At 72.1% G+C, this 16,585-nt stretch carries 17 protein-coding genes; 5 read left to right on the top strand and 12 right to left on the bottom strand.

All coding sequences use genetic code 11. The features are described from left to right. The first annotated feature begins 31 nt into the window (after positions 1–31). The 4 genes from EDC02_RS09985 (at position 32) to EDC02_RS09970 (ending at position 4,107) form a co-directional block, all read left to right on the top strand. Positions 32–1,291, top strand: a complete 1,260-nt coding sequence (locus EDC02_RS09985) for a sugar ABC transporter substrate-binding protein (protein WP_123601691.1) — start codon at positions 32–34, stop codon at positions 1,289–1,291. After that, the gene (locus EDC02_RS09980) at positions 1,291–2,208 is read left to right on the top strand and encodes a carbohydrate ABC transporter permease (RefSeq protein WP_123601690.1); all 918 of its coding nucleotides are present in this window, start codon (positions 1,291–1,293) and stop codon (positions 2,206–2,208) included. The genes EDC02_RS09985 and EDC02_RS09980 overlap by 1 nt, the downstream gene beginning before the upstream one ends. Next, a complete protein-coding gene (locus EDC02_RS09975; RefSeq protein WP_123601689.1) occupies positions 2,198–3,040 on the top strand; it encodes a carbohydrate ABC transporter permease in 843 nt (280 codons plus the stop codon). Before EDC02_RS09980 ends, EDC02_RS09975 begins: the two co-directional genes overlap by 11 nt. Before the next feature lie 107 nt (positions 3,041–3,147). Beyond that, entirely contained in the window at positions 3,148–4,107 is a 960-nt protein-coding gene (locus EDC02_RS09970; protein WP_158632118.1) for a hypothetical protein, read from the top strand. Positions 4,108–4,143: 36 nt separating this feature from the next. Here the strand turns inward: EDC02_RS09970 and EDC02_RS09965 are convergent, their stop codons facing one another. From EDC02_RS09965 to EDC02_RS09950, 4 genes are all read right to left on the bottom strand, one after another. Beyond that, positions 4,144–5,826 (bottom strand): SulP family inorganic anion transporter, encoded by a 1,683-nt coding sequence (locus EDC02_RS09965; protein WP_123601687.1) that lies wholly within the window; start codon positions 5,824–5,826, stop codon positions 4,144–4,146. Continuing rightward, positions 5,823–6,176 carry a helix-turn-helix transcriptional regulator gene (locus EDC02_RS09960; RefSeq protein WP_123601686.1) on the bottom strand — a complete coding sequence of 118 codons (354 nt, stop codon included), beginning with the start codon at positions 6,174–6,176 and terminating at the stop codon, positions 5,823–5,825. Before EDC02_RS09960 ends, EDC02_RS09965 begins: the two co-directional genes overlap by 4 nt. A gap of 124 nt (positions 6,177–6,300) precedes the next feature. Further along, the gene (locus tag EDC02_RS09955) at positions 6,301–8,124 is read right to left on the bottom strand and encodes a metallophosphoesterase (RefSeq protein ID WP_199757572.1); all 1,824 of its coding nucleotides are present in this window, start codon (positions 8,122–8,124) and stop codon (positions 6,301–6,303) included. 106 nt (positions 8,125–8,230) lie between these two features. After that, positions 8,231–8,977, bottom strand: a complete 747-nt coding sequence (locus tag EDC02_RS09950) for an SDR family NAD(P)-dependent oxidoreductase (RefSeq protein ID WP_123601685.1) — start codon at positions 8,975–8,977, stop codon at positions 8,231–8,233. Between the two features lie 84 nt (positions 8,978–9,061). Between EDC02_RS09950 and yidD the strand changes: the two genes are divergently transcribed. Beyond that, positions 9,062–9,469 (top strand): membrane protein insertion efficiency factor YidD, encoded by a 408-nt coding sequence (yidD, locus tag EDC02_RS09945; RefSeq protein ID WP_233605838.1) that lies wholly within the window; start codon positions 9,062–9,064, stop codon positions 9,467–9,469. A 237-nt stretch (positions 9,470–9,706) separates the two neighbouring features. Here the strand turns inward: yidD and ptsP are convergent, their stop codons facing one another. From ptsP to EDC02_RS09905, 8 genes are all read right to left on the bottom strand, one after another. Next, complete coding sequence (gene ptsP / locus EDC02_RS09940) at positions 9,707–11,356, bottom strand: phosphoenolpyruvate--protein phosphotransferase (protein ID WP_123604676.1); 1,650 nt, start codon at positions 11,354–11,356, stop codon at positions 9,707–9,709. After that, a complete protein-coding gene (locus tag EDC02_RS09935; protein WP_123601684.1) occupies positions 11,349–11,660 on the bottom strand; it encodes an HPr family phosphocarrier protein in 312 nt (103 codons plus the stop codon). The genes ptsP and EDC02_RS09935 overlap by 8 nt, the downstream gene beginning before the upstream one ends. Before the next feature lie 74 nt (positions 11,661–11,734). Then, positions 11,735–12,775 (bottom strand): zinc-dependent dehydrogenase, encoded by a 1,041-nt coding sequence (locus EDC02_RS09930; protein ID WP_123601683.1) that lies wholly within the window; start codon positions 12,773–12,775, stop codon positions 11,735–11,737. Continuing rightward, positions 12,772–13,239 (bottom strand): PTS sugar transporter subunit IIA, encoded by a 468-nt coding sequence (locus EDC02_RS09925; RefSeq protein WP_123601682.1) that lies wholly within the window; start codon positions 13,237–13,239, stop codon positions 12,772–12,774. Before EDC02_RS09925 ends, EDC02_RS09930 begins: the two co-directional genes overlap by 4 nt. Beyond that, the gene (locus EDC02_RS09920) at positions 13,232–13,540 is read right to left on the bottom strand and encodes a PTS lactose transporter subunit IIB (RefSeq protein ID WP_123601681.1); all 309 of its coding nucleotides are present in this window, start codon (positions 13,538–13,540) and stop codon (positions 13,232–13,234) included. Before EDC02_RS09920 ends, EDC02_RS09925 begins: the two co-directional genes overlap by 8 nt. A gap of 2 nt (positions 13,541–13,542) precedes the next feature. Continuing rightward, complete coding sequence (gene mtlA, locus EDC02_RS09915) at positions 13,543–14,715, bottom strand: PTS mannitol transporter subunit IICB (protein ID WP_123601680.1); 1,173 nt, start codon at positions 14,713–14,715, stop codon at positions 13,543–13,545. Between the two features lie 68 nt (positions 14,716–14,783). Further along, complete coding sequence (gene pfkB, locus EDC02_RS09910) at positions 14,784–15,728, bottom strand: 1-phosphofructokinase (protein ID WP_123601679.1); 945 nt, start codon at positions 15,726–15,728, stop codon at positions 14,784–14,786. After that, a complete protein-coding gene (locus tag EDC02_RS09905; protein ID WP_123601678.1) occupies positions 15,725–16,486 on the bottom strand; it encodes a DeoR/GlpR family DNA-binding transcription regulator in 762 nt (253 codons plus the stop codon). The genes pfkB and EDC02_RS09905 overlap by 4 nt, the downstream gene beginning before the upstream one ends. Positions 16,487–16,585 lie beyond the last annotated feature (99 nt).

Here is a 16,585-nt window from a genome sequence, read left to right as displayed (position 1 = left end):
TCACCCGTCACCTGAGGAAGGACCCCACGACATGAGGAACCGGATAGCGACCGCGGCCCTGGCGGCCAGCCTGCTCGGCGTCGCCGCCTGCGGCGGCGGTGACACCGACAGCTCCGACGGGCCGGTGTCGCTGCGGATGACGATCTGGTCGGCCAACGAGGCGCACCTCGCTTTGTTCGACGAGATCGCCGACGCCTACCTGGCCGACCATCCCGACGTCGCCGAGATCAGCTTCGACCCGCTGCCGTTCGAGAACTACACCACCACGCTGACCACGCAGATCGCCGGCGGCAACCCGCCGGACCTGGCCTGGATCTTCGAAAGCTCGGCACCGGACTTCGTCACCTCCGGCGCGCTCGCGCCGCTCGACGACGTGGTCACCGACGCCGCCGACCTGGTCGACTCGGCCACCGCGCTGTGGCGTGACGGGGACACCCTGTACGCGTACCCGTTCTCGACGTCGCCGTTCGGTGTGTTCGTCAACCGCGACCTGATCGCCGAGGCCGGCCGGCCCGACCCGGCCGCGCAGCTCGCGGCGGGGGAGTGGACCTGGGCCAACGCGATCGACACCGCCGCCGCGGTCAACTCGGCCACCGACCGCGCCGGCCTGGTCATCCGGGACTTCGACTATCAGGGCTGGGACAACCTGTCGACGCTGTGGACCGGCTGGGGTGCCGAGGCCTGGAGTGACGATGGGCGTGAGTGTGGCTTCACCGATCCGGCGATGGTCGACGCGATGACCTTCCTGCACGAGGCGATCTTCACCGCCGGCGCGCTGCCCGGACCGGGTACCAGCGCGGACTTCTTCGCTGGCGAGGCCGCGCTGACCGTCACCCAGATCTCCCGCGCCTCGCTGCTGGAAGACGACGGATTCGACTGGGATCTGCTGCCGTTGCCGGCCGGCCCGGCCGGCGAGTACGCGGTGATCGGCCAGGCCGGGGTCGCAGCGCTGCAGCGCGGTCCCCACCCTGAAGTCGCCGCCGACTTCCTGGGCTTCCTGACCAATCCGGAGAACTCGGCCAAGCTGGCTCAGTTCTTCCCGCCGCCCCGTCAGTCGCTGCTGACCGCCGACACCCTGGCGCAGACCAACCCGCTGCTCACCCCGCAGCAACTGCAGCAGGTCGTCATCGACGGCATCGCGGACGGCGTGGTCAAGCCCAGCCACACCGACAGCGCCGAGATCAACCAGGCGGTGCGGGCAGCGCTCGACCCGATGTGGCAGGCCGACGCGGACGTGGCCGGCGTACTCGCCGGGGTCTGCACGGCGATCGAGCCGTTGCTGGCCGGGTGATGCCGGCCCGGTCGACGGCGGTGGCCCGGCCCGCCTGGTGGACGATCCGTCGCCGGGACCAGGCGGCCGGCTACCTGTTCGTCACGCCCCAGCTGATCGGCACCGCACTGTTCGTGCTGTTGCCGCTGGGCCTGGTCGGCTGGTACAGCCTGCACGAGTGGAACGTGCTGGCCGGCACCTTCGAGTTCACCGGCACGGACAACTACCGGCAACTCGCCGCCGACCCGGGCCTGCCCGGCGTTCTACGGGCCACCGCGCTGTTCTCGGTCGGCCTGGTGGTGCTCAATCTGAGCCTGGCGTTGCTGCTGGCGGTGCTGCTCAACCAGAAACTGCGCGGCACCGTCGTGTTCCGGACGCTGTTCTTCTCGCCGGTCGTCGTGTCGCTGGTCGCCTGGACGATCGTCTGGCGGTTCCTGCTGCAGGACAACGGCGGCGTCAACGGTGTGCTCGGCGTGGTCGGCGCCGACGGTCCGAACTGGCTGCGCGGCGATCTGACCGCCATGATCTCGGTGATCGTCGTGCAGGTGGTCAAGAACGTCGGTCTCAACATGGTGCTGTTCCTGGCCGCGCTGCAGGGCGTGCCGGGCGAGCTGTACGAGGCAGCCCGAGTCGACGGGGCCAGCCGCTGGACCCAGTTCCGGCGGGTCACCGTGCCCCTGATCAGCCCGACCATCCTGCTCACCTCGATCATCACGGTGGTCGGCTCGTTGCAGGTGTTCGCGCAGATCGCCGTGCTCACCCAGGGCGGGCCGGGCAACTCGACCACGGTGCTCGTCTACTACCTCTACCAGCAGGCGTTCCAGTTCCATCACTTCGGCTACGGGGCCACCCTGTCGGTGCTGCTGTTCGGCATCGTGCTGGCGTTGACCGTGGTGCAGTGGCAGATGCGCAGGAGGTGGGTCTTCCATGAGCAGTAGCCTCTCGCCGCGGGCGAAGCTCGCCCTGTACGGCGTACTGCTGGTCCTCGCCGTGCCGTTCGTCTTCCCCACCTGGTGGATGGTCACCTCGTCGGTGAAACCGGTAAGCCAGATCTTCGCCTTCCCGCCGACGCTGTGGCCGACCGACATCAGCTTCGCCGCCTACCGTGACGTGTTCACCCTGCAGCCGTTCGCCCAGCAGTACTGGAACAGCGCGTACATCGCCGCCGTGGTCACCGTCGGCACCCTGGCGGTGTCGTCGCTGGCCGGCTACGCGTTCGCCCGGATCCGGTTCCGGGGCCAGAACGCGCTGTTCCTGCTGGTCCTGCTCGGCCTGCTGATCCCCAGCGAGGTGACGATCGTCCCGCTGTTCCAGATGTTCAACCAACTGGGCCTGATCGACACCCACTGGCCGTTGATCCTGGTGCCGATCTTCGGCGCGCCGAGCGTGCTCGCCACCTTCATCATGCGGCAGTTCTTCATCGCGCTGCCCGGGGAGCTGGAGGAGGCGGCCCGGGTCGACGGGCTCGGCCGGTTCGCCACCTTCTGGCGGATCGCGCTGCCGTTGGCCCGCCCGGCGTTGGGCGCGGTGGCGATCTTCACCTTCCTGCACAGCTGGAACCTCTACCTGGAGCCGATCGTGTTCCTGTCCACCCCGGAGAAGTTCACCCTGCCGCAGGCGTTGACCCAGTTCGTCGACGCGTACGGCGGACCGATGTGGAACGTGCAGCTGTCGGCGGCGTCGCTGACCGCCATCCCGGTACTGATCGTCTTCGTCATCGCCCAGCGGCAGTTCATCGAGGGGCTGGCGCACACCGGTCTGAAGGGGTGACAACGCCAGGTCCCCGATCCGGCACTGTTACCGGACCGAAACCGGCGGTTCGGCAACGACGAGCGCGCCGGGACGTTGACCGGGACATGGGTGAATCACCGTCGAAGATGCTGAGCCAACCGCTCATCGCGACCCTGCTCGCCACGACCCTGGTCGGCACTGTCGCGGTGGCATCGCCCGGACACGCCGCCGCGCCCCCCAGCGGCGAGACGATCCAGACCGAGGTGCACGACCAGGTGGGCAGGCGGCTGGCGGGGATCTGCGTCTTCGCCACCCCGTACCCGATCTTCGAGTTCCCGGACTTCTGCCCGGCGCGCAGTGATCCCAGCGGGGCGGTGAGCGTGCCGGTGCCCGGCCCCGGCACGTACAACCTGTTCGCGTTGCCGGATTCCGGCAGCAGGTACGGCGCCCAGTGGGTTGGCCAGCACGGCGGCACCGGGACGGAGAAGCAGGCCCGGCGGATCACCGTCACCGCTGGCGAGGCGAAGCAGGGGCCGACGATCTATCTGGACCGGCGGGCCGCCATCACCGGCATGGTGACGCTGGGACCGATCGGCAACGGCACGGTCGGCATCGTCGGCCCGGACCCGGACGGCCGCCGGGATCCCCGGTACGCGCCGATCGCCACCGACGGCGCGTTCCACATCGACTGGCTCGGCCCGTACGCCTGGCCGCTGCTGTTCCAGGCCGACGGTTACCCGTACCAGTGGAGCGGCGGTGTCGGTAACCGGCTGCTGGCCGAGCTGGTCCCGGCGACGACGACACCGTCGTCGACCTACTGGTATCCGCTGCGGCGTGGTGCGGACGTCGCCGTGGTCGTACCGGACCAGCCCGGTCCCGGTCGGCTGGTGGTCCGCAACGTGGGCACCCAGGATCCGGTGGCGGTCGTCGACCATGACAACTGGGCCGAAGGCAAGCAGTTTCCGCTGATCAGCCGGCAACAGGTGACGCTGCGCTGGGAGGGCGGGGGGATCGTCCGGTGGTACGGCGGCACCGACGCCACCGACACCGTACCGGTGCCGGTCCGCGACAGCGGCGGTCTGGAGCTCGTCCTCGCTCCCGGCTGACCCGCCCCACACCTGTCGTTCACGTCCCGCTGCGGCTCACGACCCCGGCGGCTGGTCGTCCCCGGTGGCCTCGGCCCGGACCGGACGGCCGAGCTGTGCCCGGGCGGCGGCGATCGCCTCCGGCGTGTCGGAGAAGACCCGGCCGAGTCCGTCCAGCCGGGGCAGCAGCCCGTACGCGGTGAGCGCCTTGCGATGTTCGGGCCGCAACCCGGAGAGGTGGACGACGATGCCGCGCCGTTCCAGCCGCTGCACGACGTCGCGCAGCACCAGGGCTCCGGAGGCGTCGATGGTCGACACCCGCGACATCCGCAGGATCACCACCCGTACGTCGGCGACCTCGGACAACTCCAGTAGGAACCGGTGGGCGGCGGCGAAGAACAGCGGCCCGTCCAGGCGGTACGCCACGATGTGCTCGGCCAGCAGCGCCTGCTCCTCGGCACGGTGGTCGCCGGTGTCCAGTGGCACCCGGTCCAGCCGTACCGCCTGGGCGATCTTGCGAAGTGCCAGGCCGCCGGCGACGACCAGCCCGACCAGCACGGCGGTGACCAGGTCCAGCAGGACGGTGGTCGCGGCGGTCAGCGCCATGACGGCCCCGTCGGAGCGCGACGCGCGGGCCAGCGCGGTGAGCGCGCTCACCTCGACCATCCGGACGGCGGTGGCGATCAGCACCCCGGCCAGCGCGGCCAACGGGATCCGGGCGACCAGCGGGGCCGCCGCGATGAGGATGACCGCCAGGATCACCGCGTGGGACAGCGCGGCCAGCCGCGAGGTGGCGCCGGCCCGAACGTTGACGGCGGTCCGGGCGATCGCGGCTGTCGCTGGCACCCCACCGAACAGTGGGGTCACCAGGTTGGCGACGCCCTGGCCGAACAGTTCCCGGTCCGGGTCGTGCCGCTGCCCGACCGACATGCCGTCGGCGACGGTCGCCGACAGCAGGCTCTCCAGTGCGGCTAGGGCGGCGACCGCGATCGCGGCGGTCGCCAGCGCGGGCACCGCCGCCAGGTCAAGGAAGGCCAGCGACGGCGCGGGCAGGCTGGCGGGCAGGGCGCCGATGGTCGCGGTCGGCAGCCCGGTCACCACCGTCGTCACGGTCACCGCCGCGACCGCCAGCAGGGAGAACGGGACGGTCGGCCGCCACCGCGCCCCGGCCAGCATCGCGGCGGCGACGGTAAGGGCGATCAGCAGCGACGGCCACCGGGGTGCCGCGACGAAGGCCGCGACGGCCTGTCCGGCCATCGCCAGCACCCGTTCGCCGTGGACCTGCACGCCGAGGGCGGCCGGGATCTGCTGCAGCAGGATCACCGCGGCGATGCCGGCGGTGAACCCCTCGATCACCGGCGCCGGAATGTAGCGGGCGACCTGGCCGGCCCGTACCAGCGCCAGCAGGATCAGGATCAGCCCGGCCAGCAGGCCGACGGTGAGTACCCCGCTGGGCCCGAACTGCGCCACGATCGGCACCAGTACCACGGTCATCGCCCCGGTGGGTCCGCTGACCTGCAGGTTCGATCCACCGAAGAGTGCCGCCAGGGTGCCAGCGACCACGGCGGTGACCAGCCCGGCGGCGGCGCCCAGCCCGGAGGCGACGCCGAAGCCGAGGGCGAGCGGCAGGGCCACGACCGCCACGGTGAGCCCGGCGAGCAGGTCACGGCCGGGCCGTCGGCGGACCGCCCGCCAGTCGGCGGCCTGCGGCAGCAGGCGGCGTACGGCGGTGGTGTTCACCGGCGACCCGAGGTGGTGTCGGGGGATGCCTGACGCAGCGCGGCGAGCAGTTCGGTCTGGTCGACCAGCATCTCGGTGAGGATTCGTCGGGCGGCGCGCATCAGGTCCGCGACGTCCGGCCCGGCCAGGGCGTAGGTGACGGCGGAGCCGTCCCGGCTGGAGACCACGATCCCGGCCCGGCGCAGCACCGCGAGCTGTTGGGACAGGTTCGACGCCTCGACGTCGATCTCGGCGAGTAGTTCGCGGACCTGGCGGGGGCGTTCGCCGAGGAGCTCGAGCACCCGGATCCGCACCGGGTGGCCGAGCATCCGGAAGAACTCGGCCTTCTTCTGGTAGAGCGGCACTGGCATATGAACAATTGAAGACTTCTTCAACCAGCATCCGGGACCCGGGGGTCCGTGCTGTGCGAATCCTCACTGAACCGACGACCTGCGGTCCCGCCACCGGCCCAGCCGGTGGCGGGACCGCCGCCGATCAGGCGCTGAGCGGGAAACGGTCCAGCACGACCGGCGCGACATCCGGGGTACGCATGTCGTAGCGGTAGCTGGTCACCTCGCCGGTGCCGGTGTCCAGGACGCTGAACACCGAGTAGTCGTTGCTCTGCACGAACGGCAACGGCGTACCGGCCGGGTCGGTCAGCGGCGCGACCGTCGGCACCTGCGGCTCCAGCCCGCCCGGGTTGCCCTGGGCCAGGTAGTTGTCCGGATCCCACGGCGCCGGCGGGACCGGCCGGGACCGGCCCGACAGCGGGTGGAACGCGCCGTACGAGTTGCCCACGTTGGAAGTCTCCAGGTAGTGGGTGCCGGAGCCGGCGGTGAACCGGTTCCACAGGTGCGAGTGGCCGTTGAGCACCAGGTTCACCCCGGCGGACTCCAGTAGCGGGGCGACGTCGCGGGTCAGCACGTTGTCCGCCCGCGGGTAGTCGTACCGGACCAGGGTGTTGCCGGCCGCGTCGGTCTGCTCGGTGCGCATCGGGTCGGTGAACGGCGGGTTGACGTTGTCGCCGAGTCCGTGCGGGCCCTCGTGCAGCATCACCACCGTGTACTTCGCGTCCCGGAACTGCCGGCTGGCCACCTCACGCCGCAGCCACCGGTACTGTCGGCTGCCGACGCCGATCTCCTCGAAGATGTGCGAACCCCAGCCCTGGGCGAGCAGGTCGTCGGTGGTCGCCGGAGCCTCGGTGTACCGGGTCCGCTGCCAGTTCGCCGGGTCGGTGGCGATGCCGGTGCCCCGCCAGATCCGGGTGGCGTACAGCGAGATCAACCGGACGTCGCCGACGGTGGTGGCGTACCAGCGCTCCCCGCCGGGTCCGCTGGTCGGCAGGGAGAAGATCTCCTCGTAGGTCTCGGTGTTGAACGAGTTCTCCAGGATCCAGCGTTCCTTGATCTTGCGGTTGTTCCGGGGGTTCACCTGCCGGGCGACCTTGCGGTACGCCGCCTCGGCCACCTCACGCGGCACCGGCGCGTTGAACGATTCGTTCAGCGTCGGTAGCCCGCTGCGGCCCTGCACCTCGTGGTTGCCGATCGCCGGGAAGATCGGCGCGTTCTGCAGGATCTCACCGCCGGTCCAGGTGACCCCGTTGACGGTACGCGACGCCCGCCCCTGCAGCGCCGGGAAGAACGCGCCGCCGCGCTGGTCGTCGAACCACTCCGAGGCCCGGTCCGGGATGTTGACCAGGTCGCCGGCGAGGAACACCGCGTCGATCCGGCCGACGGTCTCGACCGCCTTCTGCAGGTTCGCCGGGGTGTTCGGCATCAACTGGTGGTCGCTGGTCAGCAGGATCTTCTGCGCCTGGCCGGGGGCGGCGGCCGGTGCCAGGGTGTACGTGTCGGAGGCGACCATCGCGCCACGCTCGATCGACACCACCCGGTACGGCGTCCGGCTGCCCACGCCGAGCCCGCGTACGGTCGCCTCGTGCCGCCAGATGTGCCGGCGGGTGATCTGCGCCGGCGGGTCCGGGATCTGCGAGGCGGCGTCCTCCGCCACCCGGGACAACTCGCCGGTCCGGGCCCGGAACACCCGTACCCCCCGGATCTTGCCGCCGGTGGCCGCCGCCCGCAGCTCGGCCCGGTTGAGCTCGCCGGCCCGGTCACCGACCACCACGACATGGTGCCGACCGGCGAACTCGGTCAACCAGACGACCCGGACGGAGTTCTTCGCCGGGGACTGCAGGAACGGTTCGGTGAGCAGGACCGGGTCGGCGCCGGCGCCGGCGCTCGCCCCGGACGGCGCCGCCGCGCCCATTAACAGGGTCAGGACCGCGACGATCGCGGTGAACTGCCAGATCGGTCTGGACACGATGCCTCCACGCTGCGGGGATCAGACGAGCCGGAGCATCGCCGGCACAGGTGAACAGCACCGTTGAGGGACGCTGACCAGCGGATGAACGCCCGTACCCGGCGGGTCAGCGGTGTACCAGCCCGCCACCGACCTCGATCACCTGACCGGTCACCGCGCCGGAGTCGGGGCTGGCCAGGTAGCGGACGGTGGAGACGATGTCGTCGGGGTCGAGTCGGCGCTGGACCGCCTGCCGGTGCAGGATCGCGGCGTCGACCGCGGCCTCGTCGACCGGGGCGTTTCCGGCGAGTTCCTGTTCGCCCTCGGTACGGACCGCGCCCGGCGAGATCGCGTTGACCGTGGTGCCGTCGGGCCCGAACGCGCGGGCCAGCGAACGGGTGAGACCGACCAGCGCGGCCTTGCTCGACACGTACGACGGCCCGGACGGTCCGCCCAAGCGGACAGTGGCCGAGGTGACGTTGATGATCCGGCCGCCGCCGCGGGTCCGCATCCCCGGGGCGAGGGCCTGGCTGAGCAGCATCGGGGCGGTGACGTTGACCGCGAAGGTCGCCTCCCATTCGGCCAGCGGCAACTCGTCGATCCAGACGTTGGACGCCCGCGCCGCGTTGTTGACCAGTACGTCGACCGGCCCGGCCGCCTCGGCCAGGGCCAGCACCTCGGTGGCGACCGACAGGTCCGCCTCGACGATCCGGGCGTGCGCGCCGGCCGACCGGCACCGTGCGGCGACGGCCTCCGCCTCGTCGGTGGCGGCCAGGTGGTGCAGCACCAGGGTCGTCCCGGGCACGGCGAGACCGGTCGCGAGGGCCGCGCCGATGCCGCGGCGGGCCCCGGTGACCAGGATCGTCCGATTCATGAACTGATCCTGCGGCCGGTCCGCGGCCGCGTCAACGACGACCGTCCCGCGTCGCTGTTGCCTGCGTCGTCGATGATCAACAGCATGTTCCTGAAGGGCCGGGCGAATGCCCGGGGAAACCGCCGCCGGCAGCGCAGGTCGACCCGCTCCCGCAGCGTCGATGGCTGCTGGGACGGCTGCGACTGTTGCGACCTGGGACTGTTCTCGACCCTGTTGACCGTCGGCGCGCTGGCGGCGGCCGCCACCCGGGCACCCGTGCTGGACCGGGCGGGGGAGGCGGCGATCCGTGGCTACCGCCGTTGGCTGTCGCCGTACTGGCCGGGCCGTTGCCGGTTCACGCCCACCTGCAGCGCGTACGGCCTGGCTGCGGTGCGCACCCACGGCCTCGGTGTCGGCGGCCGGTTGGCCGCCGCCCGGCTGCGCCGCTGCCGTCCGCAGCTGCCGCGCGGCACCGTCGATCCGGTGCCGCACGGGTGTGGCAGGCTGGTCTGATGGCGGACAGGCAGGCCCACTGGGAGGGCGTGTACGGCACGAAGGAGACCACCGAGGTACCCTCGCCGGACTCGCCGCGCAGTTTTCCTGGCTGCGGGTGTGCCAGGCGCGCCGGGAGGAGCACCGTACGCCCGGTGGCACGGTGCAGCCGTTCACCTGGCTGCTGCTCGCCGGCTGACCCGGCCGCCTGACCGAGCCCGCGCGGCGACCGGGTCAGCCGGTCAACCGGTCACCGGGTCAGCCGGCGGCCGGGCCGACCGAGGCCGCCGCGCGGGCGGCCGCCGCGTCCGGCGCGGCCAGCGCGGCCCGGGCCAGCCGTTGACAGTCCTCCAGGGTGTGCGCGGCGAGCGCGGCCCGCACCGCCGGCACCGACCGGGCCGACATCGACAGGCTGGACACCCCGAGCCCGGTCAGCACCACGGCCAGGGCCGGGTCGGCGGCCGCCTCACCGCAGACCCCGACCGGTTTGCCGGCGGCAGCGCCGGCCCGCGCGCAGCCGGCGATCAGCTCCAGCAGCGCCGGTTGCCACGGGTCGAGCAGGTCGGCCAGGTCGCCGCAGAGCCGGTCAGCGGCGAACGTGTACTGGCTCAGGTCGTTGGTGCCGATGCTGAGGAAGTCGACGTGCTGCAGCAGCGCCTCGGCCCGCAGCGCGGCGGCCGGGACCTCCACCATCACGCCCACCGTGGGTAGCCCGACCGCGCGGGCCAGCTCGGCGAACTCGGCCGCCTCCGCCGGCGTGGTCACCATCGGCGCCATCACCCACACCTCGGTGCCGGTGGCCCCGGCGGCCTGGGCGATCGCGTCGAGCTGGGTGCGCAGCACCTCGGGGCGGCGCCGGGCGGTCCGCAGCCCGCGTACGCCGAGCGCCGGGTTCGGCTCCTCGCCGGCGTGCAGGAACGGCAACGGTTTGTCCGCGCCGGCGTCCAGGGTCCGCAGCACCACCTTGCGGTCACCGGCGGCGGTGAACACCTTCGCGTACGCGGTGACCTGCTCGTCGTGACCGGGCGGCTCCGCGCGGTCCAGGTAGAGCAGTTCGGTGCGGAACAGACCGACGCCTTCCACGTCGTCGACGAGGTCGGCGGCGGAGCCGACGTTGGCCAGCAGGGTCACCGGATGTCCGTCGGCGGTGCGTCCCGGGCCGCTGGTCGCCGCCAGTTCCGCCCGGCGGTGCTGTTCCCGCTGGCGGGTCTCGGCGACGGTGTCGTCGTCGACCCCGGCGGTGACGTCGCCGGTGGTGCCGTCCACGGTGACCAGGGTGCCGTCCGGCACGTCGAGAATGCCCGGGCACCGTACGACCGCGGGCAACCCGAGTGCCCGGGCCACGATGGTGGTGTGGCTGGTCGGCCCGCCGGCTGCGGTGACCAGGGCGAGCACCCGGGTCGGGTCGAGCCCGGCGGTGTCGGCCGGGGCCAGGTCCCGGGCGCTGAGGATGAACGGCACGCCCGGATCGGGCACGCCGGGCATCGGTTCGCCCAGGCAGACCGCGACCGCACGGTCGCGCAGGTCGTCCAGGTCGGCGACCCGTTCGGCGAGGTAGCCGCCGGCGGCGGCGAACGCCGCCCGGTGCTCGGCGAGCGCGGCGTCGATGGCGTGCGCGGCGTCGGCGCCCTGGCCCACGCGGGCCCGTGCCGCCTCGTGCAGTACCGGGTCCTCGGCCATCATCACCTGCGCCCGCAGGATCTCCGCCGCTGTCGGGTCGGTCGCGGTGCCGGCCCGCCGACCGAGTTCGGTGGCGACCGCCACCAGGGCGGCAACCGCCCGGTCCGCCTCGGCGGCCGGGTCGTCGACCGGCACCGGCGCGGGCAGCCGGGGTGCCTCGGCCACCCGGTGCACCGGGCCGGCGGCCAGCCCGGTGCTGACGCCGAGCCCGGTGTGCAGCTCAGCCACGACCGGCCGCCGTGGCACCGGCGCCGTCGCCGCCGGGCTCGGCGTCGAGGTCGCGGGCGAGCAACGCGGCAAGCTCGTCGAGCGCGGCGTCGGCGCCGTCACCGTCGGCTTCCAGGGTCACCTCGGTACCCTGCTTCGCGCCGAGGGAGAGCACCGAGAGCATGCTGCGGGCCGGCACCGCCGGCCGACCGGCGGTGCTGATCATCACCGGCACCGGCGCGGTGGCGGCGGCGGCGACGAACAACGCGGCGGGCCGGGCGTGCAGCCCGCTGGCGGAGCCGACGGTGACGGTACGGGTAGGCATGTCTGCCTCCTTTGTCCCTGGTGGGGGTCAGGGCTCGATGGGATTCCTGGGTCAGGGCTCGTTGGATTCCTGGGTCAGGGCTCGATGGTGACTTTGATGGCTTCGCCCCGGGCGACCACGTCGAAGGCGTCGAGGGCCCGGTCCATCGGTAGCCGGTGGGTGATCAGGTCGGCGACCGGTACCGCGCCGCTGGCGATCAGGTCGAGCGCCTCGGCGTTGTGCGACGGGCTGGAGCCGTTGGCACCGACGATGGTCAGCTCCCGGTAGTGCACCAGGTTGGAGTCGCAGGCGATGACCGGCTTGTCCTTGGGTAGACCGCCGAAGAAGCTGATCCGGCCCTGTCGGGCGGTCATCTGCAACGCCTGTTCCTGGGCGACACCGGCGGCGGTCGCGGTGATCACCACGTCGGCGCCGCGTCCGTCGGTCAGCTTCTTGATCTCGTCGATCACGTCGGTTTCGGCACCGCAGACGGTGGCGTCGGGATGCACCAGCGCGGCGGCCAGGTCGAGCCGCTCACGGTTGACGTCGACCAGGAAGACCCGGGCGGCGCCGCGCGAGCGGGCCAGCCGTACGTGCAGGCAGCCGATCGGTCCGGAGCCCATGATGACGACGTCGTCGCCCGGGCCGACCCGGGCCAGGTTCTGCCCGTTGAGTACGCAGGCGAGCGGCTCGGCCACCGACGCCTCGGCGTAGCTGATCCCGTCCGGGATGCGGTTGAGCCCGTCGACGGCGAGCACCTTGGCCGGGACCACCATGTGCTCGGCGAACCCACCGTCGTAGTGGTAGCCCATCGACTCCTGGTTGGGGCAGACCGTCATCCGGCCGCGCCGGCATTCGCCGCAGGTGCCGCAGGGGATGGCCGCGATCACCTGGACCCGGTCGCCGGCCTGCCACCCGGCGACGTCGGCGCCGACCTCGACGACCTCGCCGGCGATCTCGTGGCCCATCACCCGGGGCGGGGCGATGTGGTGGTGACCGAAGTTGCGGATCTTGACGTCGGTGCCGCAGGTCGAGCAGGCCCGGACGCGGATCAACACGTCGCCGGGGCCGGGCTGCGGCTGCGGTGCCTCCTCGATCCGGACGTCGCCGGGGGAGTGGAACCGGACGACCTTCATGTGGAGCTCTCCTCTCCTACCGGCGCGAGCAGCCGGAGCACGTCGTCGATCTCGGTGGCCTCACGCAGCTCGCGGGCCTGTTCCGGGTCGAGCAGGATCTGGGCGAGGGCGGCGAGCAGCTCCACGTGGCCGTCGCCGCGCGCCGCGATCGCCACGCAGACGGTGACCGGGGATCCGCCCCAGTCCACCCCGTCGGGGAAGCGCAGCACGGCGAGCGCGTCGCGGCGTACCGCCTCCTTGCCGGCCAGGGTGCCGTGCGGGATCGCCACACCTTCCCCGACGTAGGTGGAGACGGACTGCTCGCGCTGCAGCATCGCGGCGACGTACTCCTCGGTGACCGCACCGAGCTCGACCAGCACCTCGCCGCAGCGGCGCACGGCGGCGACCCGGTCGCCGGCCTGTTCGTTCAGCCGGACGGCCCGGCGCTCGAGCAGAGCGCCGGGGTCCGATTGTGGTTCAGCCATCGAGTTGGCCGCCCTGCTGCACCACGGCCACCAGCCGGGCGACGGCCGGGTCGCCGAGGAAGATCTGCACCGGGACGACCACCTTGCCGGGCGCGCTGACGCGGGCCCGGTCGGCGAGCCCCTGGTGGCAGACGATGACGTCGGCGTCGGCCGGGATGGAGTTGACCGGGGTGTGCTCGACGGTCACCTGCTGCTTCTTGAGCTGCTTGCGCAGTTGGCTGGCGAGCATGACACTGCTGCCCATGCCGGCGTCGCAGGCGACGACGACCTTGCGGATGCTCTGGGCGTCGATGGTGGCCATCGTCATGCCTCCGTGGCGGTCGGCCGGTGGGTACCGGCGGTCGGGGTGGCGTGGTAGGCGTGCGCACCGGCGGGCGTGTCCGCGGTGGCGGCCTGCGGCCCGGTCTGCTCCTCGACCGGCTCCTTGCCCTCGCCACGGCCGAAGCCGAGCAGCACCGAGGCGACCGCGAAGGAAACCGCCGCAGAGATGATCACGCCGAGCAGGACGCCGAACCAGCCGCCCCGGGGAGTGACCGCGAAGTAGGCGAAGATGCTGCCCGGCGACGGGGTGGCGACCAGACCGGCACCGGTGACCATGAAGGTCCAGACGCCGGCCGCGCCGCCAGCGATCATGGCGAGGATCAGCCGCGGCTTCATCAGCACGTACGGGAAGTAGATCTCGTGGATGCCGCCGAGGAAGTGGATGATGATCGCGGCCGGGGTGCTGGCCCGCAGCAGCCGGGGGCCGAACAGCAGGAAGGCGACCAGCAGGCCGAGGCCCGGGCCGGGGTTCGACTCGATCATGAACAGGATCGAGTCGCCGTCGGTGGCCGCCTCGGCTACGCCCAGCGGTCCGAACACGCCGTGGTTGATCGCGTTGTTGAGGAACAGCACCTTGGCCGGCTCGACCAGGATCGACACGAACGGCAGCAGGCTGTGGCCGACCATCCAGTCCACCGCGGATCCGGCGGCGTCGGTGACGGTCTGTACCACCGGGCCGATCACCCAGGTGCCGACCAGCGCCATGCCGCCGCCGATGATGCCGGCGGAGAAGTTGTTGATCAGCATCTCGAAGCCGGCCGGGATCTTGTCCTCGACCAGGCCGTCGAAGAGCTTCAACAGGTACGCGGTCAGCGGGCCGATGATCATCGCGCCGAGGAACATCGGGATGTCGGCGCCGACGATGATGCCGACCGTGGCGACCGCGCCGACCACCGCGCCGCGCTGGCCGTGCACGAGCCGGCCGCCGGTGTAGCCGATCAGGACCGGCAGCAGCGTCAGGATCATCGGGTCGACCAGTTCGGCCAGGGTCGCGTTGGGGATCCATCCGGTGGGGATGAACAGTGCGGTGATCAGACCCCAGGCGATGAACGCGCCGATGTTGGGCATCACCATGCCGGCGAGGTAGCCGCCGATTCTCTGGATCGTGGCCTTTACCCCGGTGCCCTGCACCTGGGGTGTGTAGTCGGTGGCCATGGTCTGCTGCTCCTTCTATGTGCGGGGGTAGGGAGTAGGCGATCGGTCTGGGGTATCGAGGTGACGGGTCATCCTTGGGTGACGAGTTGCTGCAGGTCGTCCGGTCGGGGGTGCAGTCGTACGGTGTGCCGACGCAGGTCGGCCGGCCCCGGCATCCGGCTGCCCGGCAGGCTGACCGCCGCCGCCCCCCAGGCCAGCCCTTCGGCGAGGGCGTCCGGCCCGCTGGCACCGGCGGCGAGAAAACCGGCGAGCAGCGCGTCACCGGCGCCGACCGTGCTACGCGGCTGGTCGACCGGGGAGTCGCCGGTGCGCACCCCGTCGGCGTCGACCAGCACGGCGCCCTGCGCCCCGAGGCTGGCCAGCACGGTGCCGGCGCCCCAGGCGCGGACCTGTCGGGCGGCGTCGACCACGTCGCGAAGGTCGTCGAGCGGCCGCCCGACGGCCTCCGCAAGCTCCTCCCGGTTGGGTTTGACCAGGTCGGCTCCGGCCTCGGCGGCGGCCCGCAGCGGCGGGCCGCTGGTGTCGACGGCGAGTCGGAGCCCGGCGTCGAGCAACTGCCGGCACAGCGCGGTGAACCCGTCCACCGGCAGCCCCGGTGGCAGGCTGCCGCAGACCACCACCCAGTCGGCCTGGTGCGCGGTGTCCAACAGCCGGACGGTGATCGCGTCGAACTCGTCCCGGCTCAGCGTCGGCCCGGGCTCGTTGACCTTGGTGACGGTGCCGTCCGGCTCGGCGAGGGTGATGTTGGACCGGGTCCGTCCGGCGATCGGCACGGCGACCACCTCGACCCCTTCGGCGGCCAGCAGCCGGACGAGTTGACCGCCCTCGTCGCCGCCGCAGGGCAGCACGGCGACCGACGGTACGCCGTTGGCCAGCAGCGCCCGGGACACGTTGACGCCTTTGCCGCCGGGGTCCAGACGGGCGCCGGTGGCCCGGATGACCTCGCCGCGGACCAGTTCGTCGATCTCGACGGCGCGGTCCAGGCTGGGGTTGAGGGTGAGCGTGAGGATCATGCCCGCACCACCCGTGGCCCGGCCGCCTCCACCTCGGCGACGAGGTCCGCGTTGAGGCCGTTGTCGGTGATCAGCGTGTCGATGTCGGCGAGCCGGCCGAACCGGGCCAGGTAGTCGTTGCCGATCTTGGTGTGGTCGGCCAGCACGACCGACCGGCGGGCGGCGCCGATCATCGCCCGCTTGACCGCCGCCTCGGCCGGGTCCGGTGTGGTCAGGCCACGCTCGACGGAACAGCCGTTGGTGCCGATGAAGGCCACGTCGACGTAGACGTCGGCGAGTGGACGAAGTGCCCAGTCGTCGACGGTGGCCATCGTGCGACCGCGTACCCGGCCGCCCAGCAGCAGGACGTTGAGGTTGCTGCGGGCACCGAGGACAGTGGCCAGCGCCGGCGAGTTGATCACGACGGTGAGTTCCCGGTCGGCCGGCAGGATCGCGGCCAGCCGGGCGGTGGTGGTGCCGGCGTCCAGGATGATCGCGCCCTCGTGGGGCAGTTCGGCCAGCGCGGCCTTGGCGATCCGTTCCTTCTCGGTGGTCAGCACCGCGTCCCGGGCGGCGAGCGCGGGCTCGAAGCCGATCCGTTCGACCGGGATCGCACCGCCGTGCACCCGACGCAGCACGCCGGCCCGCTCCAGGGTGGTGAGATCGCGCCGGATCGTCTCGGCGGTCACGTTGAGTGACTCGGCGAGCGCGGTCACGTCGACCCGCCCGTCGGCCCGGGCCAGCCGGACGATCTCCTGCTGCCGTTCCTCGGCGTACATGTGGTTTCACCGCCGTTTCGTTTTGCTTCAGGTTTGTTTACGCCCGACTTTGTGGGATGTCAAGAGGGGCGTCGAACGAATTTGGATCTTGACCGCTCG

This window comes from Micromonospora sp. Llam0 (assembly GCF_003751085.1).
Taxonomy (GTDB): domain Bacteria; phylum Actinomycetota; class Actinomycetes; order Mycobacteriales; family Micromonosporaceae; genus Micromonospora_E.
Note: the sequence above shows the minus strand (reverse complement) of the source record. Positions and strands in the feature narration are given on the sequence as shown.